At 66.9% G+C, this 26,280-nt stretch carries 25 protein-coding genes; 12 read left to right on the forward strand and 13 right to left on the reverse strand.

The annotated features are described in order from the left end of the window. Positions 1 to 22 precede the first annotated feature (22 nt). From DFR43_RS02645 to aroQ, 3 genes are read left to right on the forward strand one after another with little or no spacing between them, the layout of a single operon-like run. On the forward strand, positions 23 to 505 hold the full coding sequence (locus DFR43_RS02645) for a tellurite resistance TerB family protein (RefSeq protein ID WP_133595809.1): 483 nt from the start codon (positions 23 to 25) through the stop codon (positions 503 to 505). A 6-nt stretch (positions 506 to 511) separates the two neighbouring features. After that, the gene (locus DFR43_RS02650) at positions 512 to 1,408 is read left to right on the forward strand and encodes a DMT family transporter (protein ID WP_133595810.1); all 897 of its coding nucleotides are present in this window, start codon (positions 512 to 514) and stop codon (positions 1,406 to 1,408) included. Next, complete coding sequence (gene aroQ, locus DFR43_RS02655) at positions 1,405 to 1,860, forward strand: type II 3-dehydroquinate dehydratase (protein ID WP_133595811.1); 456 nt, start codon at positions 1,405 to 1,407, stop codon at positions 1,858 to 1,860. Before DFR43_RS02650 ends, aroQ begins: the two co-directional genes overlap by 4 nt. Here the strand turns inward: aroQ and DFR43_RS02660 are convergent. The 3 genes from DFR43_RS02660 to DFR43_RS02670 are packed head-to-tail and all read right to left on the reverse strand — an operon-like array spanning position 1,820 to position 4,631. After that, complete coding sequence (locus tag DFR43_RS02660) at positions 1,820 to 3,013, reverse strand: MFS transporter (RefSeq protein ID WP_245988806.1); 1,194 nt, start codon at positions 3,011 to 3,013, stop codon at positions 1,820 to 1,822. The two genes, aroQ and DFR43_RS02660, sit on opposite strands and share 41 nt — an antisense overlap. A gap of 18 nt (positions 3,014 to 3,031) precedes the next feature. Next, the gene (gene aroC, locus DFR43_RS02665; protein ID WP_133595812.1) at positions 3,032 to 4,138 is read right to left on the reverse strand and encodes a chorismate synthase; all 1,107 of its coding nucleotides are present in this window, start codon (positions 4,136 to 4,138) and stop codon (positions 3,032 to 3,034) included. 34 nt (positions 4,139 to 4,172) lie between these two features. Further along, a complete protein-coding gene (locus DFR43_RS02670; RefSeq protein ID WP_133595813.1) occupies positions 4,173 to 4,631 on the reverse strand; it encodes a CBS domain-containing protein in 459 nt (152 codons plus the stop codon). An 85-nt stretch (positions 4,632 to 4,716) separates the two neighbouring features. On the opposite strand from DFR43_RS02670, the gene DFR43_RS02675 reads away from it, so the two are divergent. The 4 genes from DFR43_RS02675 to amt all read left to right on the forward strand — a co-directional run bounded on the left by DFR43_RS02675 (position 4,717) and on the right by amt (position 11,629). After that, the gene (locus DFR43_RS02675) at positions 4,717 to 6,018 is read left to right on the forward strand and encodes an O-acetylhomoserine aminocarboxypropyltransferase (protein WP_133595814.1); all 1,302 of its coding nucleotides are present in this window, start codon (positions 4,717 to 4,719) and stop codon (positions 6,016 to 6,018) included. Positions 6,019 to 6,020: 2 nt separating this feature from the next. Next, entirely contained in the window at positions 6,021 to 6,827 is an 807-nt protein-coding gene (locus DFR43_RS02680; RefSeq protein WP_133595815.1) for an alpha/beta fold hydrolase, read from the forward strand. Between the two features lie 4 nt (positions 6,828 to 6,831). Continuing rightward, positions 6,832 to 8,145: a cytochrome P450 gene (locus tag DFR43_RS02685; protein WP_425471066.1), complete on the forward strand. Its 1,314-nt coding sequence runs from the start codon at positions 6,832 to 6,834 to the stop codon at positions 8,143 to 8,145. An 82-nt stretch (positions 8,146 to 8,227) separates the two neighbouring features. Continuing rightward, on the forward strand, positions 8,228 to 11,629 hold the full coding sequence (amt, locus tag DFR43_RS02690) for an ammonium transporter (RefSeq protein WP_133595816.1): 3,402 nt from the start codon (positions 8,228 to 8,230) through the stop codon (positions 11,627 to 11,629). Here amt and DFR43_RS02695 read toward each other — a convergent pair. After that, positions 11,616 to 12,893 (reverse strand): YihY family inner membrane protein, encoded by a 1,278-nt coding sequence (locus DFR43_RS02695; protein ID WP_211338586.1) that lies wholly within the window; start codon positions 12,891 to 12,893, stop codon positions 11,616 to 11,618. The two genes, amt and DFR43_RS02695, sit on opposite strands and share 14 nt — an antisense overlap. 34 nt (positions 12,894 to 12,927) lie before the next feature. On the opposite strand from DFR43_RS02695, the gene DFR43_RS02700 reads away from it, so the two are divergent. Genes DFR43_RS02700 through DFR43_RS02720 form a run of 5 tightly spaced genes read left to right on the forward strand, consistent with a single transcriptional unit; the run spans position 12,928 to position 17,311 of the window. Then, entirely contained in the window at positions 12,928 to 13,371 is a 444-nt protein-coding gene (locus DFR43_RS02700; protein WP_133595818.1) for a DUF2069 domain-containing protein, read from the forward strand. Continuing rightward, positions 13,368 to 14,792 (forward strand): FAD-binding oxidoreductase, encoded by a 1,425-nt coding sequence (locus tag DFR43_RS02705; protein ID WP_133595819.1) that lies wholly within the window; start codon positions 13,368 to 13,370, stop codon positions 14,790 to 14,792. The genes DFR43_RS02700 and DFR43_RS02705 overlap by 4 nt, the downstream gene beginning before the upstream one ends. Positions 14,793 to 14,808: 16 nt before the next feature. Further along, complete coding sequence (locus tag DFR43_RS02710) at positions 14,809 to 15,549, forward strand: glutamine amidotransferase (protein ID WP_133595820.1); 741 nt, start codon at positions 14,809 to 14,811, stop codon at positions 15,547 to 15,549. 51 nt (positions 15,550 to 15,600) lie between these two features. Then, positions 15,601 to 16,410 carry a thymidylate synthase gene (locus tag DFR43_RS02715; RefSeq protein WP_281276358.1) on the forward strand — a complete coding sequence of 270 codons (810 nt, stop codon included), beginning with the start codon at positions 15,601 to 15,603 and terminating at the stop codon, positions 16,408 to 16,410. Between the two features lie 7 nt (positions 16,411 to 16,417). Further along, complete coding sequence (locus DFR43_RS02720; RefSeq protein ID WP_133595821.1) at positions 16,418 to 17,311, forward strand: DMT family transporter; 894 nt, start codon at positions 16,418 to 16,420, stop codon at positions 17,309 to 17,311. A 34-nt stretch (positions 17,312 to 17,345) separates the two neighbouring features. Here DFR43_RS02720 and DFR43_RS02725 read toward each other — a convergent pair whose 3' ends face one another. From DFR43_RS02725 to DFR43_RS02765, 9 genes are all read right to left on the reverse strand, one after another. After that, positions 17,346 to 17,717 carry a cupin domain-containing protein gene (locus DFR43_RS02725; protein ID WP_245988807.1) on the reverse strand — a complete coding sequence of 124 codons (372 nt, stop codon included), beginning with the start codon at positions 17,715 to 17,717 and terminating at the stop codon, positions 17,346 to 17,348. A gap of 19 nt (positions 17,718 to 17,736) precedes the next feature. Further along, positions 17,737 to 18,303: a dCTP deaminase gene (dcd, locus tag DFR43_RS02730; RefSeq protein WP_133595822.1), complete on the reverse strand. Its 567-nt coding sequence runs from the start codon at positions 18,301 to 18,303 to the stop codon at positions 17,737 to 17,739. Between the two features lie 73 nt (positions 18,304 to 18,376). Beyond that, complete coding sequence (locus DFR43_RS02735; protein ID WP_133595823.1) at positions 18,377 to 19,423, reverse strand: adenosine deaminase; 1,047 nt, start codon at positions 19,421 to 19,423, stop codon at positions 18,377 to 18,379. A 1-nt stretch (position 19,424) separates the two neighbouring features. Beyond that, positions 19,425 to 20,396, reverse strand: a complete 972-nt coding sequence (locus DFR43_RS02740; RefSeq protein ID WP_133595824.1) for an aromatic ring-hydroxylating oxygenase subunit alpha — start codon at positions 20,394 to 20,396, stop codon at positions 19,425 to 19,427. Between the two features lie 95 nt (positions 20,397 to 20,491). Further along, positions 20,492 to 21,631, reverse strand: a complete 1,140-nt coding sequence (locus tag DFR43_RS02745; protein WP_133595825.1) for a BMP family ABC transporter substrate-binding protein — start codon at positions 21,629 to 21,631, stop codon at positions 20,492 to 20,494. Between the two features lie 45 nt (positions 21,632 to 21,676). After that, positions 21,677 to 22,597 (reverse strand): ABC transporter permease, encoded by a 921-nt coding sequence (locus DFR43_RS02750; protein ID WP_133595826.1) that lies wholly within the window; start codon positions 22,595 to 22,597, stop codon positions 21,677 to 21,679. A gap of 3 nt (positions 22,598 to 22,600) precedes the next feature. Next, a complete protein-coding gene (locus DFR43_RS02755; protein ID WP_133595827.1) occupies positions 22,601 to 23,665 on the reverse strand; it encodes an ABC transporter permease in 1,065 nt (354 codons plus the stop codon). Continuing rightward, positions 23,652 to 25,196 carry an ABC transporter ATP-binding protein gene (locus tag DFR43_RS02760; RefSeq protein ID WP_133595828.1) on the reverse strand — a complete coding sequence of 515 codons (1,545 nt, stop codon included), beginning with the start codon at positions 25,194 to 25,196 and terminating at the stop codon, positions 23,652 to 23,654. Before DFR43_RS02760 ends, DFR43_RS02755 begins: the two co-directional genes overlap by 14 nt. Beyond that, the gene (locus DFR43_RS02765) at positions 25,193 to 26,227 is read right to left on the reverse strand and encodes a LysR family transcriptional regulator (protein ID WP_133595829.1); all 1,035 of its coding nucleotides are present in this window, start codon (positions 26,225 to 26,227) and stop codon (positions 25,193 to 25,195) included. The genes DFR43_RS02760 and DFR43_RS02765 overlap by 4 nt, the downstream gene beginning before the upstream one ends. Positions 26,228 to 26,280: the final 53 nt, after the last annotated feature.

The following is a 26,280-nucleotide window of genomic DNA, read 5'->3' on the forward strand; positions in this document are numbered from 1 at the left end:
CCAAGACGCTACCATCCCACCCATGCTGAGAACCCTCAAGGAATTTTTCGATCAACTCGCCCGCCAGCTAGACGCCCCTGCGGCAGGCAGCCCCGGCCCGGCGGCCGACCACGCGCTGGAACTGGCCACGGCCGTGCTGCTCGTGGACGTGATGCGGGCCGAGCCCACCATGGGCGAGGCCGAGCGCGACGCGGTGCTGCTGGCGCTGCGGCGCAAGTTTCACCTGACCGATGACGAACTCGCCCGCCTGCTGGACCTGGCGCACGAAACCGCCCGCACCAGCAACGACTACTACCAATTCACCAACCGCCTCAACGAGCGCTTCACCCAGGCCCAAAAGATCCAAGTCATCGAAGCCATGTGGGAAGTGGCCTATGCCGACGGCACCGTCTCCGCGCTGGAAAACCACATCATCAGCAAGGTGGCAGGCTTGCTGCACGTCACGCACGGCGAGTACATCGCCGCCAAGCTGCGGGCGCAGGAAAACGCGGGGCTGCGTGGCTGAGCCTGCATGAGTGCCGCGCTGACCGCCGAATTCGTCCTGCTGGCTGCGCTGTGGGGCTCATCGTTTCTGTTCATGCTGCTCGGGGCCGCCGAGTTCGGCCCCTGGGCCACGGCCGGCCTGAGAGTGGCGGTGGCCAGCGCGGCGCTTCTGCCCGTGCTCGTCGCCGCAGGCCACTGGCCCACGCTGCGGCGCCATGCCCGGGCCATCCTGCTGATCGGCCTGGTCAACTCGGCCATCCCTTTTGCGCTCTACGCCTACGCGCTGCTGACCATTTCCACCGGGGTGTCGGCCATCCTGAACGCCACCACCCCGCTGTTCGGCGCTCTGGTGGCCTGGGCCTGGCTGAAGGACGCGCCGGGGCGCAGCCGCGCCGTGGGGCTGGGCATCGGCTTTGCCGGCGTGGTGCTCCTGTCCTGGCCCAAGGCCGATTTTTCGGCCGGAGGCACCGGCTGGGCGGTGCTGGCCTGCCTGGGGGCGGCCCTCAGCTATGGCGTGGCCGCCAGTTGCACCAAGCGCTATCTCACCGGCGTGCATCCGCTGGCCACGGCCACCGGCAGCCAGATCGGCGCCACCCTGGGCCTGGCGCTGCCCACCGTCTGGTTCTGGCCCAGCCAAAACCCCGGCCCTCTGGCCTGGGGCTCGATCTTGGCGGTCGGCGTGCTGTGCACGGCGCTGGCCTACATCTTGTATTTCCGCCTGATCGAGAAGGCCGGCCCGAGCAAGACGCTGACCGTGACGTTTCTGATTCCTGTGTTTGCCATCGGCTATGGCGCCGTGCTCCTGGGCGAACCCATCACCGGCCCGATGGTGGCAGGCGGCGCCGTGATTCTGGCCGGCGTGGCGCTGGCCACCGGCTGGGCGCGTTGGCCCCGGTCTGACAATGGCGCACAATCTCGCCCATGAAGAAAATTCTCGTCCTCAACGGCCCCAACCTCAACCTGCTGGGCACGCGCGAACCCGAACAATACGGCCACACCACCCTGGCCGATGTGGAGGCCCTGTGCCAGGAGGCCGGCGCGCGGCTGGGCTATGCGGTGGAGTGCTTCCAGAGCAACTGGGAAGGCGCGCTGATCGACAAAATCCACGAATACGGCCGGCTGTACAAGGCCGGCGAAGCGCTGGGTTGCGTGTTCAATCCCGGCGCATACACCCACACCTCCATCGCGCTGCACGACGCCATCAAGGGCGTGGATGGCCTGCCCGTGATCGAATGCCACATCTCCAACGTGCATGCGCGCGAAGCCTTTCGGCACCATTCATGGATCTCGCCGGCCGCCGCCGGCATCGTGATCGGCTTCGGGGTGGACGGCTACCTCATCGCCCTCGAAGGGCTGGTGCGCAAGTACGGGCGCTGACCCAGGCCGCGCCCGTGGCCAGCAGCGCCGCCCCGGTCGCGACCCAGAACACCGCGCTGAGCCCCCAGCGGCTGCTCACCCATCCACCCAGCAGGCCGGCCACCACCCCGGCCATGCCATAGCCCACCACCGAATAGAGGGCTTGCCCCCGGGCCTGGGTGCGGCCGGGGAAATGCTGGCTGACCCAGGCAATGCACACCGAATGATGCGCCGCGAACGTGATGGCGTGCGCCGCCTGCGCCAGAAACAGCACGCCCAGCCAATGCGGCCAGGCGGCCGTGGCCCACATGCGCAACACCGCCACCACCCCCGCCAGCACCAGCCAACCGCCCAGCGGCAGCACAGGCATCCAGCGGCCCTGCGTGAGAAACCAGCCGATTTCCACCACCACCGCGAAGGCCCACAGCAGACCGATGGTGGTTTTGCTGTAGCCCAACTCATGCAGGTACAGCGAAAAGAAGATGTAGATGAAGATGTGCGCCAGCACGTGCAGAAACAGCGACACGAAAAACCACCGCACCGCGGGCCGGGCCAGCACATGCCGCACGCTGACGGCATCGGCATGGGCATGCCGGGGCTCGCGGACCGAAGGCATGAACCAGACGCTGACCACGACGGCCAGCAGGGTCCAGGCCGTCCAGGCGGGAAAACTGCCCATGCCATGGCGTTCGAACCACGCGCCGGCCAGCAGCACGGTCACCAGGAACCCCAGCGACCCCCACACCCTCACCCGCCCATAACGGCGCACGTCGATCCCCGCTTCGGTGCTGACCCGCTGGGCCAACACCGTCTCGCTCAGCGGCATCATGCCGCTGGTGTGGGTGAACATCAGCAACAGCACCGCAAACAGCCCCACCACCCCCCATTCCACCCACAACGCCAGCGACGCCAGCAGGGCCAACAAGGCGCAATAGCGCAGCAGCCACACCCGGTGCCCGGTGTGGTCACTCAACCAGGCCCAGAGGTAAGGGGCAAACAGGCGCGTGGCCGACGGCAGCGAGGTCAGCACGCCAATCGTCAGCAACCCGAGGCCCAGGTGATTCAGCCACAGCGGCAGATAGGGGTTGAAAAAGCCGACGTGAGCGAAATAACTCGCCGAGAGGGCCGCGAACGGCCACAGCGAGGCTTGCGCCGGCACAGTGGGGGAGCGCACGCGCAACCGTCGTCCGGGTCAGCCGTTGCAGGGAGCCGACGCGGCAATCGGCCCGGGCGCCACGGCCACATCCCCACACTGCGCCCGATGGCGCAGCGCATGATCCATCAACACCAAGGCCAGCAACGCCTCGGCGATGGGGGTGGCACGAATGCCCACGCACGGGTCGTGACGGCCTTTGGTGATGACCTCGGTCGGCTGGCCCTGGGTGTCGATGCTGGGCCGCGGCACCAGAATGGAGCTGGTCGGCTTGATGGCCAGCGTGACCTCGATGTCCTGCCCGGTGCTGATGCCCCCCAGCACCCCACCGGCCTTGTTGCCCACGAAGCCTTGGGGCGTCAGGGCATCGCCGTGGGTGCTGCCTGTGTCGGCCACGCTGGCGAAACCGGCACCGATTTCCACCCCTTTGACGGCATTGAGCCCCATCATGGCGTAGGCGATGTCGGCGTCGAGCTTGTCGTAGAGCGGCTGGCCCAGGCCGACGGGCACGTTCTGCGCCGTCACGCGCAGGCGGGCACCGCAGGAGTCGCCACGTTTGCGCAGCTCGGCCATGTAGGCTTCGAGCGCCGACACATCGGCCACCGGCGCGAAGAACGGGTTGTTCGGGACATGGTCCCAACTCTCGAAGGGGATGTCGATCTGGCCAATGGCCGTCATGCAGCCGCGAAACGTGGTGCCGTATTTTTCCTTCAGCCACTTCTTGGCCACGGCACCGGCCGCCACGGTGGGTGCCGTCAGGCGGGCCGAAGAGCGACCACCGCCGCGCGGGTCGCGGATGCCGTATTTGTGCCAGTAGGTGTAGTCGGCATGGCCTGGGCGGAAGGTCTGGACGATGTCGCCGTAATCTTTGCTGCGCTGGTCGGTGTTGTGGATGAGCAGGCAGATGGGGGTGCCCGTGGTCTTACCCTGGTACACGCCACTGAGGATCTGCACCTGATCGGGCTCGTTGCGCTGCGTCACGAACTTGCTGGTGCCCGGGCGGCGACGATCCAGATCGGGCTGGATATCGGCCTCGCTGAGCGGCATGCCCGGTGGGCAGCCGTCGATCACGCAGCCAATGGCCGGGCCGTGGGATTCACCGAAGTTGGTGACGCAAAACAGGGTGCCGAAGGTGTTGCCGCTCATGGGTGGGGATTATCCCAGAGCGGCCGGGCCAGGCTCACGCCTTGGGGGCGGACTCTTCTTCCTCGGGCCAGTCGCGGATGTAGGCCTTGAGCATTTTGTTTTCGAAGTTCTGGCTGTCCACCACGGCCTTGGCCACGTCGTAGAAGCTGATCACGCCCATGAGCATCTTGTTGTCCATGACGGGCATGTAACGGGTGTGTTTTTCCAGCATCATCGGACGCACCTGCTCCAGATCGGTTTCGGAGGTGCAGCTCATGGGGTGATCGTCCATGACGCTGCGCACCGTGCCATTGCCCACGCTGCCGCCGTTCTTGGCGATGGTGTGCAGCACCTCACGGAAAGTGAGCATGCCCACCAGATCGCCATGCTCCATGACGGCCAGCGAGCCAATGTCGTACTGGGCCATGGTCTCGACGGCGCGGACCAGGGATTCGTCGGGGGACACGGTATAGAGCGTGCCACCCTTGACACGCAGAATGTCGCTGACTTTCATGGGATCTCTCCTCTGTCGCCGCTGTGGCGGATACGGTGTCAAATATAGCCCACAATTGCGCTTGCACACACCCAGAGGAGACCCCATGGCAGGATACGCCGACCCCGGCTTCGACACGCTGGCGCTGCACGCCGGCGCCGCCCCCGACCCCGCCACCGGCGCGCGCGCCGTGCCCATTCACCTGAGCACGTCGTTCGTGTTCGAATCGAGCGACCACGCGGCCGCCCTGTTCAACCTGGAGCGATCCGGCCATGTGTACAGCCGCATCAGCAATCCCACCAACGCGGTGCTGGAGCAGCGCGTGGCGGCGCTGGAAGGCGGCATCGGCGGCATTGCGGTGGCCAGCGGCCAGGCGGCCCTGCACCTGAGCATTGCCACGCTCATGGGCGCGGGCTCGCACATCGTCGCGTCCACCGCGTTGTACGGCGGCAGCCAGAACCTGCTGCACTACACGCTGCGGCGCTTCGGCATCGAGACCACGTTTGTGAAGCCCAGTGACATCGACGGCTGGCGTGCCGCCATCCGTCCCAACACCAAGTTGTTCTTCGGCGAGACCGTGGGCAACCCGGGGCTGGACGTGCTGGACATTCCGACCGTGGCCCAGATCGCCCACGAGGCCGGCGTGCCGCTGCTGGTGGACTCCACCCTGACCACGCCCTGGCTGATGAAGCCGCTGGACCTGGGCGCCGACATCGTCTACCACTCGGCCACCAAGTTCCTGAGCGGCCACGGCACGGTGGTGGGCGGCATCGTGGTGGACGGCGGCAGCTTCGACTGGGAGCGTTCGGGCAAATTCCCCGAACTCACCGCCCCTTACGAGGGCTTTCACCACATGGTGTTCAGCGAGGAATCCACCGTGGGCGCCTTCCTGCTGCGCGCCCGACGCGAGGGCCTTCGGGACTTTGGCGCCTGCATGAGCCCGCACACCGCCTGGCTGATCCTGCAGGGCATCGAAACCCTGCCGCTGCGCATGGCCCGCCACATGAGCAACACCGAAAAGGTGGTGCAGTTCCTGGCCAGCCACCCCTTCGTGAGCCGCGTAGGCCACCCGCTGCTGGAGTCCCACCCCAGCCACGCGCTGGCGAAAAAGCTGCTACCACGCGGTGCCGGCAGCGTGTTCAGCTTCGACATGAAAGGCAGCCGCGAGCAAGGCAAGGCCTTCATCGAAAGCCTCAAACTCTTCAGTCATCTGGCCAACGTGGGCGACTGCCGCAGCCTGGTCATCCACCCTGCCAGCACCACCCATTTCCGCATGACGGACGAGGCGCTGGCCGCCGCTGGCATCGGCCCGGGCACCATCCGCCTGTCCATCGGGCTGGAAGACCCGGACGACCTGATCGACGACCTGAAGCGCGCCCTGAAAGCCGCAGAAAAGGCAGGAGCCTGACCATGATGATCGACGTGCACGGCGCCCCCCTCTACGCCTACACCGGCGGCAAGCCCTTCGACCCGGCCAAGCCCACGGTCGTATTCATCCACGGCCTGCTCAACGACCACAGCGTGTGGATTCTGCAGAGCCGCTACCTGGCCCATCACGGCTGGAACGTGCTGGCCATCGACCAGCCCGGCCACGGCAAGAGCGGCGGCGAGGCCCCTGCCACCGTTCAGGAGGCTTCCCGCGCCGTGCTCGGCCTGCTCGACGCGCTGAAAATTGACCAAGCCGCGCTGGTGGGCCACAGCTTCGGCTCGCTGATCGCGCTGCAGACCGCGGCCGACGCGCCCGAACGGGTGAGCCACTTGGTGATGGTGGGCACCGCCTACCCCATGAAGGTGTCCCCCGCGCTGCTGGACAGTTCGCTCAACCAGCCCATGAAGGCCATCGACATGGTCAACGTGTTCAGCCACTCCACCCTGGCGCCGCCGCCTTCGGCCTTGGGGCCGGGCACCTGGCTGCTGGGCGGCTCCAAGGCGCTGATGCGGCGGGTGTTGGCCAGCAACCCGCGGGTCAATGTGTTCCACCGGGGCTTCGTGGCCTGCGACAGCTACGACCAGGGCGAACAGGCCATGGAACGGGTGCAGTGCCCAACCCTGTTCATCCTCGGCACGCAAGACCAGATGACGCCCCCCAAAGCCGCGCAAACGCTGATCGGCCGCGCCCGTCATGCCCAGACCGTGCGACTGCGCGCCGGCCACTCCCTCATGACCGAAGACCCCGACGGCGTGCTGATGGCGCTGCGGCGCTTCCTCCAGGGCTAAAGCCATGCAAGCCCCCAACGCTGCTGCCACCGTCGTGACCCGGGCCGACATCACTCCCCCCATGTCGGCCGAGCGGGCTCGGGCCATTGCCGAGGACTTCGATCTGCGTCGCCTGCCGCGGGATTTTCTGGACAATCCGTTTCCGGTGTATGCGGCATTGCGCGAACGCGAACCCATCCGCCAGATGCCCGATGGCAGTTGGTTCCTCACCCGCTACGCCGACCTGGTGACCGTTTACCGCGACGCCGCCACTTTCAGCTCCGACAAGCATGTGGAATTCGCGCCCAAGTACGGGTCGGATTCCCCCCTGTACGAGCACCACACCACCAGCCTGGTGTTCAACGATCCCCCGCTGCACACCCGCGTGCGCAAGCTCATCATGGGGGCGCTGACGCGCCGCGCCATCGCCGACATGGAGCCGGGCCTCGTGCGCCTGGTGGACAGCCTGCTCGACCGCATCGAGGCCCAGGGCGGAGGCGACCTGATCGAGGACTTCGCCAGCGCCATTCCGGTGGAGATCATCGGCAACCTGCTGGGCGTGCCGCACGACGAGCGCGAGCCGCTGCGCGGCTGGTCCCTGGCCATCCTGGGCGCGCTGGAGCCGGTACTCACCCCCGAGCAGGAAGCCCTGGGCAACCGCAGTGTCATGGAAATGCTGGACTACCTGCGCGGCCTGGTGGCGCACCGCCGCCAGCACCCCGGCGACCCTGAACACGACGTGCTCACCCGCCTGATCCAGGGCGAGAGCAGCGGCGACAAGCTCAGCGAGGTGGAGTTGTTGCAAAACTGCATCTTCCTGCTCAACGCCGGGCATGAGACCACCACCAACCTCATTGGCAATGCGCTGGTCAGCCTGCAGGAATGGCCCGACCAGAAAGCCTGGTTGCTGCAGCGCCTGGACGAACAACGCCACGACGCCGAAGCCCAGGAACAGACCCTGGCCGTGGCGGTGGACGAATTCCTGCGGTTCGAGTCGTCGAACCAGTTGGGCAACCGGCGGGCCCTCAAACCCTGCGAGGTGGGAGGCGTCGCCTTGCCCGAAGGGGCGCTGGTGACGCTGTGCATCGGCGCGGCCAACCGCGATCCGGCCCAGTTCGACGACCCTGAGACGCTCCGCCTCGATCGCCCCACCAACAAACACCTGGCCTTTGGCTTCGGCGTCCATCAATGCGCGGGCCTGAGCCTGGCCCGACTCGAAGGGCGCATCGCGATCGGTCGGTTTCTGCGGCGCTTTCCCCAGTACGCGCTCACCGCCGCGCCCACCCGGGGCGGACGGGCCCGATTCCGCGGTTTTTTGGCGGCGCCGTTCCGCACGTGACACCCCAGCCCCGGGGCTGGAACGCGACTTGCTAACCCTGTGAAGCGAGGGCGGGCCTGATGCCTGCTCCCGATCACCGCACATGCTCGCCTTCACCCCGCTCGACACCCTCTGGATATTGCTCTGCGCCGGACTGGTCTTCGTCATGCAGGCCGGTTTTCTGTGCCTGGAGTCGGGGCTGACGCGCAACAAGAACTCCATCAACGTGGCGGCCAAAAACCTGTCGGACTTCGTGGTCGCGGCGCTGGCGTACTGGCTGGTGGGCTTCGGCCTCATGTTTGGGCCGTCGGTGGCCGGTTGGTTCGGCCAAGGGCTGTTTGGCGCGCTCGATCAGATCGGCGGCGATGCCAACCTGTTGGCGTTTGTGCTGTTTCAAATCATGTTTTGTGCCACGGCCGCCACCATCGTGTCCGGCGCGGTGGCCGAGCGCATGCGGTTTGGCGCGTATCTGGCCATGTCGGCCCTGGTGTCGCTGCTCATTTATCCGGTGTATGGGCACTGGGCCTGGGCCGGCGTGCTCGACGGGCAGGCCGGCTGGCTGGGCGCACTGGGGTTCGTGGATTTCGCGGGGGCCACGGTGGTTCACAGCGTGGGTGGCTGGGTGGCGCTGGTCGCCGTGCTCATGGTCGGTCCACGGCGTGGGCGCTTCCCCGAAAACGGCCAGCCGGCCGTGATCCCGGCCGGCAACCTGCCCATGGCGATGCTCGGCGGCCTGCTGCTGTTTCTGGGCTGGCTGGGCTTCAACGGCGGCAGCGTGCTGGCCTTCGATGAAACGGTCCCTGCCGTGGTCGTCAACACGACCCTGGCGGCAGCCGCCGGCAGCGCCATGGGGCTGATCGCCGGCCGGTTCTGGCACGGCTATTACGAAATCCTGTACCTCATCAACGGGCTCATCGCCGGGCTGGTGGCCGTGACGGCGGGCGCCCATGCCGTCACCCCAGCCGAAGCCCTGCTGATGGGCGCCGTGGGCGCGGCGCTGATGGCCTGGGCGCAAGAGAAACTGCTGCAGCACCGCATCGATGACGCCGTCGGCGCCATTCCCGCCCATCTGGTGGCCGGCATCTGGGGCACGCTGGCCGTGGGGGTGTTTGGCGACCTGGCCATCCTCGATACCGGCCACACCCGCTGGACGCAGGTGGGCGTGCAGTTGCTGGGCATCGCCGTTTGCGGGTTGTGGTGCGTGCTCATCACGTGGCTGTTTCTGCGGCCCTGGCGAGGCGGCGGGGCGCTGCGCGTCAGCGCCGACGAGGAGCGCACCGGCCTGAACGTGGCCGAGCACGGCGCCCGCACGGAACTGCTGGACCTGCTCGATGCGATGGAGGACCAACGCCGCTCGGGCGACCTGAGCCGGCGCGTGCCGGTGGAGGACTTCACCGAAGTCGGGCAAGTGGCCCAGGCCTACAACCGCGTCATCGCCGCGCTGGAGCAGGCCACACAGCGCACGCTGGCCATCGTGCGCGACATGCGCGACGGCATCGTCACCTTCACGCGCGACGGCGTGCTCACCAGCCTCAACCCCGGCGCCGAGAAGCTGCTCGGCGTGTCGGCGGCGCAAGGCGTGGGCCAGCCACTGGTGGCCGTGCTGCGGCAGGCCGGGCATGCGCATGCCCTGCAAGCGCAGCAGTTTTGCGAGCCCGGAGCCAAGCTGGAGCTGCGCATGGCCCGCCCCGGCGGGCAGCGGGCCTATTACGAAGTCACGATCAGCGAAAACCGGCTCGACCAGGAGTTGCACTTCACCGGCATCCTGCGCGACATCTCCGAGCGCAAGGCCGTCGAGGCCCAACTGCATCAGGAGCGGGATCTGGCCCAAGTGACGCTGGCCTCCATCGGCGATGGAGTCATCACCACCGACGAAGCGGGGGTGATTCAATACATGAATCCCGTGGCTTCGCGGCTGACGGGTTGGCCGGCGCATCAGGCCAAAGGCCAGCTCATCACGGCGGTGTACAACCTGCAGGACGAAGTCACGCGCCAAGCCTTGCCCAACCCGGTGCGCGAAGTGCTCAAACGCAACCAGTTGCAGCACCGGCGCGAGCACGCGCTGCTGCTGCGGCGCGACGCCGACAGCGTGCCCGTGCTCGACACGGCCGCCCCCATCCGCTCGCGTGAAGGCTTCATCATCGGCGCGGTGCTCGTCTTCCATGACGTGACGGTGACCCTGAATCTGGCGCGCGAACTCACCCATCAGGCCACGCACGACGCCCTCACCGGCCTGCCCAACCGGCGCGAATTCGAACGCCGGCTGCAGGAACTGCTGCACCGCGCCGGCGACCCGGCGGCCACCCATGTGGTCTGCTACCTGGATCTGGACCAATTCAAGATCGTCAACGACACCTGCGGCCACGTGGCCGGCGACGAGCTGCTGCGCCAGGTCACGCAGCTGATGCGCGGGATGCTGCGTGCCTCCGACACGCTGGCACGGCTCGGCGGCGACGAATTCGGACTCATCCTGCAGAACTGCCCGGTCGAGCGGGCCCTGCAAGTGGCAGAAAGCCTGCGCGAAGCCATTGCCGACTTTCGTTTTGGCTGGGAAGGCAAGTCGTTTTCCATTGGCGTCTCGGTGGGGCTGGTGTGCATCGATGGCGCCGAGCGCGACCTCAGCCAACTGCTGGCCAGCGCCGATGCCGCCTGCTACGCCGCCAAGGAGGCCGGGCGCAACCGCCTGCATGTGTACCAAGCCGATGACACACGGTTGCTGGAGCAAAAGGGGCAAATGCAATGGGTCTCGCGCCTGCAATCGGCGCTCGACGAGGACCGCCTGCGCCTGTACGTGCAGCCCATCGTGCCGCTGCACGACCAGCCCGACGACCAGGTGCACTACGAAGTGCTGGTGCGGCTGGAAGAAGACGGCAAGCTGGTTCAACCCGGCGCCTTCCTGCCGGCGGCCGAACGCTATGGCCTGATGCCGCGCATCGACCAGTGGGTGGTGAACAACGCCCTGGCCTGGCTCGGTGACCGGCTGCGGCGACACGGCCATTTCGACGGTCTGCTGTGTCTGAACCTGTCTGGTGCATCGCTGTCGGACGAGCGCTTCCGGCAGGGCCTGCGCGCCACTTTGGAGCATGTGCGGCTGCCCGCTGGCACGGTCTGCTTCGAGATCACCGAAACCGCCGCCGTGGTTAATCTGTCCAAAGTGGTGCACTTCATCGGTGAAGTGAAACAGCTGGGCTGCCTGTTCGCGCTCGATGACTTCGGCAGCGGCTTGTCATCCTTTGCTTATCTGAAAAATCTGCCCGTGGACTACCTGAAGATCGATGGCAGCTTTGTCAAAGACATCGAATCCGACCCGATCGATCTGGCCATGGTGCAGGCCATCAACGCCATCGGCCATGTGATGGGCCTCAAGACGATAGCCGAATACGTATCCAGCCAAGCGATTCTGGAGCGGATGCGAGAAATCGGCGTGGACTACGGGCAGGGCTATCACCTGGGCGAGCCCATGCCACTGACCGAACTGGGCGAGACGCGCATCATGCCGCGCTGACGCTGCTGCCCGGGCCGGGCGGCAGCAATTGCTGCAATTTGACCTCGCTCCAGTGGCTGCAATCCCACAACGGATGGGTCGAGGCCTCATCGGGCAGCAGCAGGCGCTGCATGAGTGGCGCCGCCGGGGTGCGCGCCGGATCGACCAGCAGCACATACCGCTCCTGTTCCTCGGCCAGCTTGCCCACCCAGTCCAGCGCCAGCAGGGCGTCCAGGGGCTGTTCGAGCTGCAGATCGTCCACCCGCAGCCGTCGCGCCAGCGCCTCCAGCGCCAGGCCCCGGCCGCCTTGGCGGCGGTCCTCGGTCAAGGCCCCCAGCACCTCCAGCGCCAGTTGAAAGGCCCAGCCGGGCGTATCGCCCCGGCGAGCCACCCCGGCCATGAGGCTGGGCAGGTACGCCACCACCACCGCCCCCAGCAACACGATCACCCACACCAGATACAGCCAGATCAGCAGGATGGGCAAGGTGGCAAACGTCCCATACACCACCGAATAGGTCGGAATGGTGGCCAGGTACCAGCCCAGCAGCCGCTTGGCCAGGTCGAACGCCACCGCCACGAACAGCGCCCCCCACAGGGCATGGCTCCAACGCACATGGGCATTGGGCACGTAGCGGTACAGCGCCGCCATTGCCAGCAAAATGGCGCCGAACTCCAGCAGATCGAACAGCGCCATGAACAGCGGGTTGGCCGCCCCCACCCAGCCGCGCGAGGCCGACAGGGCATAGGAGCTCAGCGTCAGGCTCACGCCAGCCAACAGCGGCCCCAGGGTCAGCAGCGCCCAATAGACCAGCACCCGCTGGGCGAATGGACGCAGGCGGCGCACGCGCCAAATATCGTTGAGCTTGCGGTCGATGGTCAGGATCAACGCCAATGCCGACACCAGCAGCACCAACGCCCCCGCCCATCCCATCTGCCCGGCCTTCCCCGCGAACTGCAACAGGTAGGTGGACACCTGCCGAGCGATGTTTTCCGGGATCAAGCCCTGAAACAGCCAGTCGTGCAGCGCCTGCTCCATGCGGGAGAACATGGGAAAGGCGGTAAAGATGGCCAACGCCACGGTGAACAGCGGCACCAGCGAGATGGTGGTGGTGAAGGTGAGGCTGCCGGCCGTCACGCCCAGGCGGTCCTCGCGGAAACGCTCGCGCAGCGTCAGCGCCGTGTTGCGCCACGGAAAGGCCATCAACTGCGCCCAGGCCGCCTCCAGCCGGGCACGCAAGGCGCGAACCCGCCGGGATTTCCCTGACCAGAAATCATCGCTCCACATCCCGGTATCATGCCACCGTCTGCGAGATCCACCCATGAACGACGCCTCACCCGCCCGCGACCCTGTCGAGCCGCCAACCGCCCCCCTACCCTCTGCCGCTGCCGCCTGGACGCGCCTGCTGGCCGTCTCCAGCCTGCTGGCGCTGATCGCGCTGGGGCTGGCCTGGGAACTGTGGCTGGCCCCCCTGCGCGAAGGCGGCTCGTGGTGGGCCATCAAAGTGCTCCCCCTGACCCTGCCACTGGCCGGCCTGCTCAAGCACCGGATGTACACCTACCGCTGGCTCAGCTTGCTGGTGTGGCTGTACTTCACGGAAGGCATCGTCCGCGCCACCAGCGAAAGCGGCCTGTCGGCCGCGCTGGCCTGGGGGCAGGTGGCCCTGTGCGTGCTGCTGTTCGTGGCCTGCGCGCTGCACGTGCGCTTGCGCTTCAAGGCCGCCCGGGCCGCTGGCCTGCCCCCTGCTTCATCGCCCTCGGCATGAGTCGCGCGGCACTGCTGGCCACGCTGCGCGGGGTGGTGGGCCACGCCCATGTGCTCACGCACGACGATCCGGCCTGCGACCTCACGGCTTACGAGCAGGACTGGCGCCGGCGCCACCGCGGGCGGGCACTGGCCGTGGTACGCCCCGGCTGCACCGCCGAAGTGGCCGCTGTGGTGCGCGCCTGCGCCCAGGCCGGCGTGGCCATCGTGCCCCAGGGGGGCAACACCGGCCTGGTGGTGGGCGGCGTGCCCGATGCCAGCGGCCAGCAGGTGGTGCTGAGCCTGCAGCGCATGAACGTCATCCGGTCGCTCGACCCGGCCAACCTCACGCTGACCCTGGAAGCCGGCTGCGTGCTGCACACCGCCCAGCAAGCCGCCGAGGCCGCCGGACTGTGGCTGCCGCTGAGCCTGGCCGCCGAGGGCAGCTGCACCATTGGCGGCAACCTCGCCACCAACGCGGGCGGCACTCAGGTGCTGCGCTTTGGCAATGCGCGCGACCTCTGCCTGGGGCTGGAGGTCGTCACCGCGCAAGGCCAGGTGTGGAGGGGCCTCAGCGGCCTGCGCAAAGACAACACCGGCTACGACCTGCGCCACCTGTTCATCGGCAGCGAAGGCACGCTGGGCGTGATCACGGCCGCCACGCTCAAGCTGTTTCCTCGCCCGGTGGCACAACTCACCGCTTGGGCCGCCGTGCCGTCGATGGCGGCTGCCGTGACCCTGCTGGGCCTGGCCCAGCGTCACCTGGGGGCAGACCTCACCGGCTTTGAAGTCATGGGGCAGTTCGCCCTCAGCCTGGTGGATCGGCATTTCCCCGCGCTGCGGGTGCCACTCTGGCAAGAGTCGCCCTACTGCGTGCTGCTGGAAAACAGCGCTCACGACAGCGAAGCCCATGCCCGGGCCCGCTTGGAAGCGCTGCTGGAGGCGGCACTGGCCGACGGCTGCGTTAGCGACGCCGTGGTGGCCGAAAGCCTGGCCCAGGCCCGCAGCCTCTGGCACATCCGCGAGAGCATCCCGCTGGCCCAGGCCGAAGAGGGCCTCAACATCAAGCACGACATCAGCCTGCCCGTCTCTCGCATCCCGGCCTTCTGCGCCGACACCGATGCCCAACTGGCGCAGACCATCCCCGGCGTGCGGCTGGTCAATTTCGGGCATTTGGGCGATGGCAATCTGCACTACAACGTGCAGTGCCCGCCCGGGGCCGACAGCGTGGATTTTTTGCAAACGCAGGAGGCGCGCATCAATGCCCTCGTCTTCGACGCCGTGCAACGACACGGCGGCTCGATCAGCGCGGAGCATGGCATCGGCAGCCTCAAGCGCGACACCCTGCCCCGCTACAAAGACCCAACCGCCTTGCAACTGATGCGGGCGATCAAGCAGGCGCTCGACCCCCAAGGCATCATGAACCCGGGCCGGGTGCTGTGACTCCCTTCTTCCATCCATGAGCCAGGCCACTCCCCACGCCACCCCCTCTGAACCGCCGCTGCTCATCGTCAAGACGGGCAGCACCCATCCCGACATCGCCGCGGCCTGGGGCGACTTCGAAGACTGGATTGCCGCCGGGCTGGGCAGCGCATCACCCATCCGGGTGATCGATCCACGCACCGGTGCCACTCTGCCCGACCCGAGCCGCGTGACCGGGGTAATCGTCACCGGCTCGCACAGCATGGTGACCGACCGTGAGCCTTGGAGCGAGCAGACCGCCCAATGGCTGCGCGCGGCGGTGGCCGCCCAGACCCCAGTGCTGGGCATCTGCTACGGACACCAGTTGCTGGCCCACGCCTTGGGTGGCGAGGTGGACTTCCACCCCGGCGGCATCGAACTCGGCACCGTGGACGTGACGCTCACCCCCGCCGCGCACGCCGATCCCCTTTTTCAAGGTCTGCCGCCCCAGTTCAGCGGCCAGGCCGCCCACCGCCAGAGCGTGCGCCGCCTGCCGCCCGGCGCGGTGCTTCTGGCGGGCAATGCCTTCGAGCCTCACCAGGCTTACCGGATCGGCCGCCACGCCTGGGGCGTGCAGTTCCATCCCGAATTCGGCGTCCCCGCCACCGCCGCCTACGTCCGCATGAACGCCCCGGCCACCGGCCCCATGCCCCCGGTCCGGCCCACGCCGCACGCGGCCTCGCTGCTGCCGCGTTTTGCCCGCCTCGTCCGCACCGCAGCCATGCCACCCGCTGCCTGAGCAGGCTCGGGACGCTGCGCCTAGAATGTACAGATACGCTGAACGCCAACCGTGAACCGCCCCATCCGCCACCAGTACGAAGACTTCATGCGCCACGTGTACACGCACGGCGTGGCCAAGACCGACCGCACCGGCACCGGCACGCGCAGCGTGTTCGGGTACCAGATGCGCTTCGACCTCAGCGAAGGCTTCCCGCTGGTCACCACGAAGAAGGTGCACTTGAAGAGCATCATCCTGGAACTGCTGTGGTTCCTGCGCGGCGACAGCAACGTGCGCTGGCTGCAGGAGCGTGGCGTCACCATCTGGGACGAATGGGCCCGCGCGGATGGCGATCTCGGGCCTGTGTACGGTGTGCAGTGGCGCTCGTGGCCCACGCCCGACGGTGGCCACATCGATCAGATCGCCGAGGTGGTGCAGCAGCTCAAGACCAACCCCGACTCGCGCCGCATTATCGTGAGCGCCTGGAACGTGGCCGATCTGCCCAAGATGGCGCTCATGCCCTGCCACGCCTTCTTCCAGTTCTACGTGGCTGAAGGCAAACTCAGCTGCCAGCTCTACCAGCGCAGTGCCGACATCTTCCTGGGCGTGCCCTTCAACATCGCCAGCTACGCCCTGCTCACCCACATGCTGGCCCAGCAATGCGACCTGGGCGTGGGCGATTTCGTCTGGACGGGCGGCGACTGCCACATCTACAACAACCACTTCGAGCAAGTGGAGCTGCAACTGAGCCGCCAGCCCTACCCTTACCCCACCTTGCACATCCGGCGCCGGCCACCGAGCATTTTCGATTACGCCTACGACGACTTCGAGGTGCAGGACTACCAACACCACCCAGCCATCAAGGCGCCCGTGGCGGTCTGACGCGCCCATGCTCAGCCGCGGCCAAACCTGGGGCCTGGTGGCGCTGACCCTGATGTGGGGCGTCAACTGGCCGGTGATGAAACTCTCCTTGCAGGAGCTCACGCCGCTGTACTTCCGGGCCGTGACCATGACCGGCGGGGCGCTGTGGCTCTTGGCCTTTTACCACTGGCGCGGCGTGCGCTTGCAACCCGTGGGCCGGGAGTGGCGCAGCATCGTAACCCTGGGCCTGCCCAACCTGCTGGGCTGGCACACGCTGGCCATTTTCGGCGTGGCGGCGCTGGCCTCGGGGCGGGCGGCCATCCTCGGCTTCACCATGCCGGTGTGGACCGTGCTGCTGGGTGCCCTGTTCTTTGGCGAGCGGCTGACGCGGCGATCCACCTTCGCCGCGCTGGCCGTGGCCGCCGCGGTGGCGCTGCTGCTGAACGACGAACTCGCCGCCATGGCCGGTCGCCCCGTGGGGGTGCTGGTCATGCTCGGGGCTGCCATCAGTTGGGCCATCGGCACGCTGATGATGCGCCGCGCCACCCTGACGCTGCCGGTCGAGGCGCTCACGGTCTGGATGATGCTGCTGGCCGCGGCGGTGCTCTGGTTGCTGGCCTTGGCGTTCGAGCCTTGGCCGGATTGGACATTCACTCCGCGCATGTGGGGGCTGCTCGCCTACGGTGTGTTCATGAACTATGGCTTTGCCCAGATCATCTGGTTCTCACTGGCGCGGCACCTGCCACCGGCCACCAGCGCCATGAGCGTGATGATGGTGCCGCTGATCGGCACCGCCAGCGCCACCGTCATCGCTGGCGAATGGCCGCGCTGGACCGACGGCGTGGCCGTGGTGTGCGTGATGACCGCCATCGCTGCCGTGCTGGTGCCCCCGGCGGCGTGGCGCGGGCTGCTGAAGCGCTAAGACCCGGCCGGCTTCAGGCTGAGCCTCAAACGCCTCACTCGACGATGACGTACACCTTGACGACGGTCTCGATCACCTCGAACGCGCCGGTGAAGCCCGGCGGCAGGTGAATCGACTGGCCCGGGCCTGCTTCTTCGCTGCTGCCGTCGTCACGGTACACACGGCAGCGGCCTTGCAGCACGGTGAAGATCTCGCGCTCGGTGGGGCCGAAGCGGATGGCCCACTTCCCCGGCTCGCAGCGCCAGATGCCGGTGCTCAGCGTCTGGGCGGCGCCCAACGGCGCATCCAGCAGGTTCCAGGTCTCACGCCGGGGGTTGCCCGTGATGCGTCGGTCGGGCTGGGGGTGCGAGACGTCGGGCTCGCCGGGCATGGGGTGGCCGAAGGCCAGCAAATCGTAAGCAGACATCGGGGAGTCCTTTCGGCAGTCAAGCGCGCGGCAAGGTCACGCCGTGCTGGCCTTGGTACTTGCCGCCGCGGTCCTTGTACGACACTTCGCACACCTCGTCGCTCTCGAAAAACAGCACTTGCGCGCAGCCTTCTCCCGCGTAGATCTTGGCCGGCAGTGGCGTGGTGTTGGAAAACTCCAGCGTCACGTAGCCCTCCCACTCCGGCTCGAACGGCGTGACGTTGACGATGATGCCACAGCGCGCGTAAGTGCTCTTGCCGAGGCAGATCGTCAGCACGTTGCGCGGGATGCGGAAGTACTCCACCGTGCGCGCCAGCGCGAAGCTGTTGGGCGGGATGATGCAGTGGTCGCCATGGAAATCGACGAAGCTCTTCTCGTCGAAGTTCTTGGGGTCCACCACCGTGCTGTGGATATTGGTGAAGACCTTGAATTCGGGCGCGCAGCGGATGTCGTAGCCGTAGCTGCTGGTGCCGTAGCTGATGACCTTGCGGCCCTCGACCGCGCGGATCTGGCCCGGCTCAAACGGCTCGATCATGCCGTATTCCTCCGCCATGCGGCGGATCCACTTGTCGCTTTTGAGGGTCATGCGTGCGCTCCTGTTGGCGGCGATTGTAGGCGCTGGCGGGGCACGGCTGCGGCGTCTGGGGGCCTTCGAGCCGTCAGTCGTGTTCGCGCAAGCCCTCGAAGAAGTCTTTGAGCTGGCGCTGCCATCCGCGGCGGGTGGCCTCGTCCACGAAGCTGGCCTCGAAACTGTTGAGGGCCAGCTGGTACGCCTCCCGCGGCCCCAGATCCAGAGCGGCAAACAACTGCACGAAGTTGTCGTTCAGGTAGCCGCCGAAGTAGGCTGGGTCGTCGGAATTGATGGTCACGCACAGCCCGGCATCCAGCAATTGCCGCAGGTTGTGCCGCCGCAAATCAGGAAAGACGCACAGCTTCACATTCGACAGCGGGCACACCGTCAACGGCACACGGGTTTGCGCCAGCCGCTGCATCAGCGCCGGGTCGCAAGTGGCCTGCACGCCATGGTCGATGCGCTGCACGCGCAACACGTCCAGCGCCTGCCAGATGTACGCGGGCGGCCCTTCCTCGCCGGCATGGGCCACCACGTGCAGCCCCAGTTCACGACAGCGGGCAAACACGCGGGCAAACTTTTCCGGCGGATGCCCCACCTCGCTGGAGTCCAGCCCCACGCCGATGAAGTGCTCCCGGTACGGCAGAGCGGCCTCCAGCGTCTCGAACGCCTCCGCCTCACTGAGGTGACGCAGGAAACACAGGATCAGCCGGGCACTGATGCCCCATTCCTGGTGCGCCCGCTGGCAGGCATGGTGCAGGCCGCGAATCACCGTGCCCATGGACACGCCACGGGCGGTGTGGGTCTGCGGATCGAAAAAGATTTCGGCGTGCACCACGTTGTCGGCGGCGGCCTTCTCCAGATAGGCCCAGGCCATATCGAAGAAGTCTTCTTCCTTCAGCAGCACGCTGGCGCCAGCGTAGTAGATGTCCAAAAAGCTCTGCAAATCGGTGAAGGCATAAGCCGCACGCAGGGCTTGCACATCGGGGTACGGCAGCCGAACGCCGTTGCGCTGGGCCAGCTTGAAGATGAGCTCAGGCTCCAGCGAGCCTTCGATGTGGATGTGCAGCTCCGCCTTGGGCATGCGGTGCAGCACCGAGGGCAGACGATCGGGGGCGATGTGGGGCAGATGCATCTCAACACACTCCAAAAGTGATGCCGCAGGCTTTCAGGTAGCGGCGGTAGGCAGCGCTGAGCCGGTCGGCGGCGCTGTGCGCTTCCCCACCGCTCAAAGGCAGGCGCTTGGGGCTTTGCGATTCAAGCACCGGTTGGTCTTGCGAGAAGATGGCGACCTGAAAATCGCGCAGCGCCTCGTCGGGCGAGATCTCATCGGTCGTGTACTGGGCAAACCACAGGCGGCACGTGTCTTCCGTCGTCGGGCAGGCCCAGATGGTGTAGCTGTCTTGTGGGCCGCCGGCATCCCCCTGCTTGGTCAGCAAAGCGCTGTAGGGGCTGAGCACTTCGTAGCGATAGGTCACCCAGTCGCCTTCTGCAGCGGCGGCGGTGGCGCGGGGCTGCCAGGCCTTGTAGCGTTCGATGACCGGGCGGCCGTCGGGGGTTTGGGTCACCTCGTAAGGCGGTACTTCCGGGTGCCCCGCATCCCCCAGCCAGCCGCGATGCACAAAGGCAAAGTGCGAGGTGTCGAGAAAATTCTCCACCGCACGGGGCGCGCTGGTGGCCACGTCGAAAGGCCCGTAAATCAGGCGACGACGGGGCAAATGCGCCAAGTCGGGCATGGGAAAGGCTGCCGCGGCATCCGGCCCTGGCGCCTGCAAGCGCACCCAGATCAGGCCGTGCGCCACCTGCACCTCGTGGCGGCAGGCGGCATGCACCGCAGCTGGCGTGAAAGCGGGCATGGCCGGAATGGCCACGCAGCGGCCTTGGACATCGAAGCGCCAGCCGTGATAGGGGCATTGCAATTGCCCTTGGACCACCTCGCCCAGCGACAGCCGTGCCCCACGATGCGGGCAGCGATCGGCCAACGCCGCCAGCGCGCCGCCCGGCTCACGCCACAGCACCAACGGCTGGCCCAACAGGGTCACGGCCACGGGACGATCCTGCAGGTCACTGTCCAGGGCCACGGGCCACCAGCCCATTCGCTCATCCATGCGCACTCTCCACCAACACAAAGGCCGCCACCGCAGGAGCGCGTGGCGGCCTGACTCATCGCCGGCCAGCGACGGGCCAGCGATGCCCTCACGATTCAGTTGCCCGTGGGCACCCGACCTTCGATGCCGCGCACGAAGAAGTTGACGCTGTCTTTCCAGGCACGATCGGCCTGCACGCCAGCGGCCAGCACCTCACGGCCGGTGTTGTCCACGATCGGACCGGTAAAGGGCTCGAAGGTACCGGCCTTCATGCCGGCCTTGATTTCCTCGACCTTGGCCTTGGCCTCGGCGGGCACGAAATCGGCGATCTTGATCAGGTCATTGAGCCCTTCCTTGACCCCCCACACCGTGCGCTTGGTTTCCCAGGTGCCGTTGCGCAATTCCTCGATGGATTTGACGTAGTACGGGGTCCAGTCCACGATGGCCGAAGCCAGATGCGCGTTGGGCGCGAAGGCGCTCATGTCGCTGTCCCAGCCAAAAGCGAACTTGCCATTGCGCTCGGCGGTTTGCAGCACGGCGGTGGAATCGGTGTTCTGCAGCAGCACGTCGGCCCCCTGGTTGATCAGGGCCTGCGCGGCCTCGCTCTCCTTGGGCGGGTCGAACCAGCTGCTCACCCACACCACGCGCACCTTCACGTCGGGCTTGACGGACTGCGCCCCCAGCGTGAAGGCGTTGATGTTGCGCAGCACCTCAGGAATGGGGAACGAGCCGATGAAGCCCAGCGTGCCGGTCTGGGTCATGTGGGCGGCGATCACGCCGGCCATGTAGGTGTCCTGGTAGAAGCTGGCATCGTAGATGCGCATGTTGGGCGCAGTCTTGTAGCCCGTGGCATGCTCGAACTTCACGTTGGGGAAGTCCTCGGCCACCTTCAGCATGGTTTCCATGTAACCGAACGAGGTGCCGAAGATGATCTGATTGCCTTGCTGGGCCAGATCGCGGAACACGCGCTCCGCATCGGCCCCGTAGGGCACGCTCTCCACGTAGGTGGTTTGCACCTGGTTGCCAAAGTGGGCTTCCACACCGCGGCGGCCCAGGTCATGGGCATAGCTCCAGCCGGCGTCACCCACCGGGCCGATGTAGACCCAGGCGGCCTTGGTGACCTGGGGCGCTTCGGCGGCCGGGGCCGGAGCCGGCGCGGCGGCCTCTTCCTTCTTGCCGCAGCCGATGAGGGTGGCTCCGGCCAGCGCCGTGATGGCGGCCACCTTGATGAGTGAACGTTTGCTCAGATCGGTCATGTTTGCCTCTTGGTTGACAGGTTGGAAACGGGGAACGGAAACCCTTCAGGCACCGGGATGGAACGGCTTGCCTATCGAAGCTGGCATGTTAGTACGAATCCACGTCGGGTTGCGCGAGATGAGCACCAGCACCACGATGGTGGCCAGGTAAGGCAACATGCTCAGGAATTCCGCACTGATCTGCACGCCACGCCCCTGCAGGTAAAACTGCGCCATGGTCACGGCACCAAACAGATAAGCACCAAGCAATACGCGTGCCGGCCGCCAGGTGGCAAAGGTGGTCAGCGCCAGGGCTATCCAGCCACGCCCGGCCGTCATGCCCTCGGTCCACAACGGGGTGTACTGCGTGGACAGGTAGGCACCGGCCAACCCGCACAGGCTGCCGCCCGCCACCACGGCCAGCCAGCGGATGAAGCGCACCGGGTAGCCCAGCGCATGGGCCGAATCGGGATTTTCGCCCACGCTGCGCAACACCAGCCCGGCGCGGGTGCGGTAAAAGAACCAGATCATGCCCAGCGCCAGCGCCAGACCCACCCACACCATGCCGTCGAGCCGCGCCAGCCCAGGGCCGATCACCGGCACGTCCGACCAGATCGACGGGGTGCTCACCATCTTGCCCGACAGGTTCTCGCGCGTGTAGGCGACACCGGCAAACGCCGAAAAGCCCACGCCAAACAGCGACAACGCCAGCCCCGTGGCGTACTGGTTAGTATTGAGCCATATGACCAGCACGCCGAAAATGGCGGCCAGCGCGGCGCCTGCCAGCATGCCGGCTCCCAGGCCTGCCAGCCCGCTGCCCGTATGCACCACGGTGGCAAAGCCAGCCAGCGCGGCGCACAGCATCATGCCTTCGGCCCCCAGGTTGACGATGCCCGCCTTCTCATTGAGCAGCAGCCCCAGCGCCGCAATGGCCAGCACCGTGCCGGCGTTGAGCGACGTGGCCACATTCAGAAAAAACACTTCCATGTCTCAACCCCTGCGCCGTTTGAAGACGACGCGGTAATGGATGAGCGTGTCGCAAGCCAGCAGCGCGAACAGCAGCAGGCCCTGGAACACCCCGTTGATGGACTTGGGCAGGCCCAGGCGTGACTGCGCCAATTCCCCACCGATGTAGAACATGCTCATCAGGATGGCCGAAAACACGATGCCCACCGGATGCAGCCGCCCCACGAAAGCGACGATGATGGCTGCAAAGCCATAGCCCACTGGGATGTGCGGGGTCAACTGCCCGATGGGCCCGGCCACCTCCAGCGCCCCCGCCAAGCCCGCCGCCCCACCGGACACCAACAAGGCCAGCCACAGCGCCTTGCGCGAGGAAAAGCCCGCATACCGCGCGGCCGCAGGCGCCAGGCCACCCACCTGCTGGGCATACCCGGCATAGGTGCGGAACATGAACAGCCACATCAGGGCCACGCCCACCAGCGCGATGATGACGCCGATATTGACCCGGAACCCATCGAAGAGCCGGGGGATGCGGGCGGCGCTGTCAAACCGCGGCGTCTGTGGCATGTTGAAGCCCATCGGATCTTTCCAGGGCCCGAACACCAGGTAGTTGAGGATCTGGATCGCCACATAGACCAGCATCAGGCTGACCAGAATTTCATTGGCATTGAAACGGTCGCGCAGCAACGCCGTGATGCCTGCCCAGACCATGCCGCCCACCACCCCGCCCAGCAGCACGGCTGGCACCAGCAACATGCCCCAGCTCCGGTCGGCCGAGAGGGCCACGCCCGCGGCAAAAATCGCCCCGACGACGAACTGCCCCTCGGCGCCGATGTTCCACACGTTGGAGCGAAAGCACAGCGCCAGCCCCAGCGCGATGATGAGCAGCGGCGTGGCCTTGAGCGCCAGCTCAGACCAGGCATAGGGTGACTTGATCGGCTCCCAGAAGAAAATCTGCAGGCCGCGCACCGGGTCTTTGCCCAGCGCGGTAAACAGCATGACGCCGATGACCACCGTGATGGCCAGCGCCAGCACCGGCGACGCATAAGTCCACAGCGGCGAGGGCTGCGGACGGGGTTCAAGCCGCAGCATGGGCCACCTCCTGTTGGGGGGCATCCCACAGCCCCGACATCCACTCGCCGATCCGCTCCACCGTGGCCTGCTCACGCGGCACCGAAGGCGACAGGCGCCCCTTGGCGATCACATGCAGGCGATCGCAGATCTCGAACAATTCTTCCAGTTCCTCGCTGACCACCAGCACGGCACAACCGGCATCGCGCAGCGCCAGGATTTCGCCGCGGATCTGGGCGGCCGCCCCCACATCCACCCCCCAGGTGGGCTGGCTGACGATAAGCACCCTGGGCCGGGCGTCGATCTCTCGACCCACGATGAATTTTTGCAGATTGCCCCCGGACAGGGAACGCGCCGCCGCCCCCGGGCCATTGGCCTTGACCTTGAAACGGGCGATGATCTCGGCGGCCTGCCGCTCCAGCCGCCCCAGGCGCAGCCAGCCCAGCGGGCCGATGGCGTCGCGGCGCGACAGCAGCAGGTTTTGGGCCAAGCTCAGCGTCGGCACGGCGCCGCGCCCCAGCCGCTCCTCGGGCACGAAGTGCAACCCGAGCTTGCGACGGCGGCCCGGCCCCTGGCGGGCCACATCGGCGCCGCCCAAACGAATGCTGCCGGCGGGAGCGCGCGGGTTCTCGCCCGAGAGGCAGGCCAGCAACTCGCCCTGGCCGTTGCCCGAGACACCCGCAATGCCCACCACCTCACCGGCGCGCACTTGCAGCGCGACGTCTTGCAGGTGCGTGCCAAACGGGTCGTCGCTGCGCAGGCTCAGGCCCTGCACCGCCAGCACCACCTCACCGGCTTGCGAGGGGCGATGGTTGAGCTGAGGCGGCTCGGCGCCGATCATCATGCGGCTGAGCGAGGCGTTGCTTTCCGCCCGAGGGTCGCACACGCCCGTGACCTTGCCACCCCGCATCACGGTGCAGGCGTCGCACAGTTCGCGGATTTCGTGCAGCTTGTGACTGATATACAGAATGCTGCACCCCTCTGCGGCCAGCTGACGCAGCACCACGAAAAGCTTTTCCACGGCCTGCGGGGTCAGCACCGAGGTTGGCTCATCCAAGATGAGCAGTTGCGGGCTGGCCAGCAACGCGCGGATGATTTCGACCCGCTGCATTTCGCCCACGCTCAGCGAATGGACCGGGCGCTCGGGGTCGATGTCAAGCCCATATTCCTGCGCCTTCAGGCCAATGCTTTCGCTGACTTCGCGCAAGCTCAGCGAGCGGTCCAACCCCAGCCAAACGTTTTCGGCCACGGTCAGGGTATCGAACAGGCTGAAATGCTGGAACACCATCGCGATGCCCAGAGCCCGCGCCTCTTGCGGGTTGCGGATGTGGACCGCCTTGCCATTGAACAGCATGGCGCCGTCGTCGGGCTTGACGGAACCATAAATGATCTTCATGAGCGTGGACTTGCCGGCGCCGTTCTCGCCAAGCACGGCGTGGATGCTGCCGGGTGCCACGGTCAAGGAAACATCGTCGTTGGCCACCACGCCGGGGTAGCGTTTGGTGATCCGGGTCAGTTGCAACCGGGGCGGGTGGTGCGTGGACTGGGTCATGCAACGGATGGGATGTGAGCGTGCTGGACAGCACGGGAAGCCCGGCCGGCGCGGCGCGGCGCGGCTGGCCGAGGCGCGGGCGGCTCATCGGCACCTGGCGCCTCCTGCCGCAAGCCAGAGGCCACGGTCTTGATGGCGTCGCGCAGCCATTGCGCAGCTGGCGAAGCATGGGTGCGCTCGTGCCAGAGTTGGTAGTACATCAGCCGCGGAAATGGCACCGGGCACGGGATGATCGCCACTGGCAAAGCACCGACGAACCGCTCGCAGAACTGGCGGCCGGTGGTCAGCACCAGCAAGGTGGATGCCACCATCGCCGGAATCAGGCTGAAATGCGGGCAGCGGGCGCTGATGTGGCGGCTCAGCCCCAGCGTGGCCAAATGGGTGTCGATGACGCCACGGGCGCCGGGATGGGTGGGGGTGGGCGCGATGTGCTCGGCCTGCAACCAGTCTTCCACCGTCCAGCCGCGGCGGGCGGCAGGGTGATTCTTCGACACCAGACACACCACCTCGTCACCGAACAGGCGGCCCAGGTGCAGGTCGCCGGGCGGCTGCGGCCAGTTGCCGATGACCACGTCCACCTCGCCCTGTGCCAGGCGGCGGTGATAGTCCGACTCGCCAGACAGCGGCTGGATTTCAATGCCGCACAGCGGCGCCTGGGCTTTGAGATGGGCCACGAGCTGCGGCAGAAAAAACGGGTCCAAATAATCGCTGGCCGCCAGGGTGAAGGTGTGGCGGGCGGTAGCCGGATCGAAGCGGCGCGCATCGGCAAACATCATCTCCGCCGATCGCAGGATGTGGGCGGCCGGTTCGATCATGCGCAGCCCGGCGGGGGTGGGCACCATGCCAGTGCCGGTGCGCACCAGCAACGGGTCGCCGGCCAGGTCGCGCAAGCGGCGCAGCGCCGCGCTGACTGCCGGCTGGTACATGCCCAGGCGCAGCGCAGCGCGAGACACATTGCGTTCAGTCAACACGGTGTGCAGGACCCGAATGAGATGGAGGTCAATCTTGTCGAAAAGCTGCTGGTCTTTCATACCGCGTCCCGCATGAAAGGCATACCATGGCGCATATGTCGTCGCCCAAAGAA

This window comes from Tepidicella xavieri (assembly GCF_004363315.1).
GTDB lineage: Bacteria > Pseudomonadota > Gammaproteobacteria > Burkholderiales > Burkholderiaceae_C > Tepidicella > Tepidicella xavieri.

Excerpts from the sequence above, each read along its gene's own strand:
- DFR43_RS02765 (WP_133595829.1), bottom strand. The coding sequence starts at position 26,227 with ATGAAAGACCAGCAGCTTTTCGACAAGATTGACCTCCATCTCATTCGG.
- DFR43_RS02680 (WP_133595815.1), top strand. The coding sequence starts at position 6,021 with ATGATGATCGACGTGCACGGCGCCCCCCTCTACGCCTACACCGGCGGC.
- DFR43_RS02720 (WP_133595821.1), top strand. The coding sequence starts at position 16,418 with ATGCTCAGCCGCGGCCAAACCTGGGGCCTGGTGGCGCTGACCCTGATG.
- DFR43_RS02760 (WP_133595828.1), bottom strand. The coding sequence starts at position 25,196 with ATGACCCAGTCCACGCACCACCCGCCCCGGTTGCAACTGACCCGGATC.
- DFR43_RS02745 (WP_133595825.1), bottom strand. The coding sequence starts at position 21,631 with ATGACCGATCTGAGCAAACGTTCACTCATCAAGGTGGCCGCCATCACG.
- aroQ (WP_133595811.1), top strand. The coding sequence starts at position 1,405 with ATGAAGAAAATTCTCGTCCTCAACGGCCCCAACCTCAACCTGCTGGGC.
- DFR43_RS02670 (WP_133595813.1), bottom strand. The coding sequence starts at position 4,631 with ATGAAAGTCAGCGACATTCTGCGTGTCAAGGGTGGCACGCTCTATACC.
- DFR43_RS02735 (WP_133595823.1), bottom strand. The coding sequence starts at position 19,423 with ATGCATCTGCCCCACATCGCCCCCGATCGTCTGCCCTCGGTGCTGCAC.
- DFR43_RS02685 (WP_425471066.1), top strand. The coding sequence starts at position 6,832 with ATGCAAGCCCCCAACGCTGCTGCCACCGTCGTGACCCGGGCCGACATC.
- amt (WP_133595816.1), top strand. The coding sequence starts at position 8,228 with ATGCTCGCCTTCACCCCGCTCGACACCCTCTGGATATTGCTCTGCGCC.
- DFR43_RS02700 (WP_133595818.1), top strand. The coding sequence starts at position 12,928 with ATGAACGACGCCTCACCCGCCCGCGACCCTGTCGAGCCGCCAACCGCC.
- DFR43_RS02750 (WP_133595826.1), bottom strand. The coding sequence starts at position 22,597 with ATGGAAGTGTTTTTTCTGAATGTGGCCACGTCGCTCAACGCCGGCACG.
- DFR43_RS02645 (WP_133595809.1), top strand. The coding sequence starts at position 23 with ATGCTGAGAACCCTCAAGGAATTTTTCGATCAACTCGCCCGCCAGCTA.
- DFR43_RS02740 (WP_133595824.1), bottom strand. The coding sequence starts at position 20,396 with ATGGATGAGCGAATGGGCTGGTGGCCCGTGGCCCTGGACAGTGACCTG.
- DFR43_RS02710 (WP_133595820.1), top strand. The coding sequence starts at position 14,809 with ATGAGCCAGGCCACTCCCCACGCCACCCCCTCTGAACCGCCGCTGCTC.
- DFR43_RS02755 (WP_133595827.1), bottom strand. The coding sequence starts at position 23,665 with ATGCTGCGGCTTGAACCCCGTCCGCAGCCCTCGCCGCTGTGGACTTAT.
- DFR43_RS02675 (WP_133595814.1), top strand. The coding sequence starts at position 4,717 with ATGGCAGGATACGCCGACCCCGGCTTCGACACGCTGGCGCTGCACGCC.
- dcd (WP_133595822.1), bottom strand. The coding sequence starts at position 18,303 with ATGACCCTCAAAAGCGACAAGTGGATCCGCCGCATGGCGGAGGAATAC.
- DFR43_RS02650 (WP_133595810.1), top strand. The coding sequence starts at position 512 with ATGAGTGCCGCGCTGACCGCCGAATTCGTCCTGCTGGCTGCGCTGTGG.
- DFR43_RS02695 (WP_211338586.1), bottom strand. The coding sequence starts at position 12,893 with ATGTGGAGCGATGATTTCTGGTCAGGGAAATCCCGGCGGGTTCGCGCC.
- aroC (WP_133595812.1), bottom strand. The coding sequence starts at position 4,138 with ATGAGCGGCAACACCTTCGGCACCCTGTTTTGCGTCACCAACTTCGGT.
- DFR43_RS02705 (WP_133595819.1), top strand. The coding sequence starts at position 13,368 with ATGAGTCGCGCGGCACTGCTGGCCACGCTGCGCGGGGTGGTGGGCCAC.
- DFR43_RS02725 (WP_245988807.1), bottom strand. The coding sequence starts at position 17,717 with ATGTCTGCTTACGATTTGCTGGCCTTCGGCCACCCCATGCCCGGCGAG.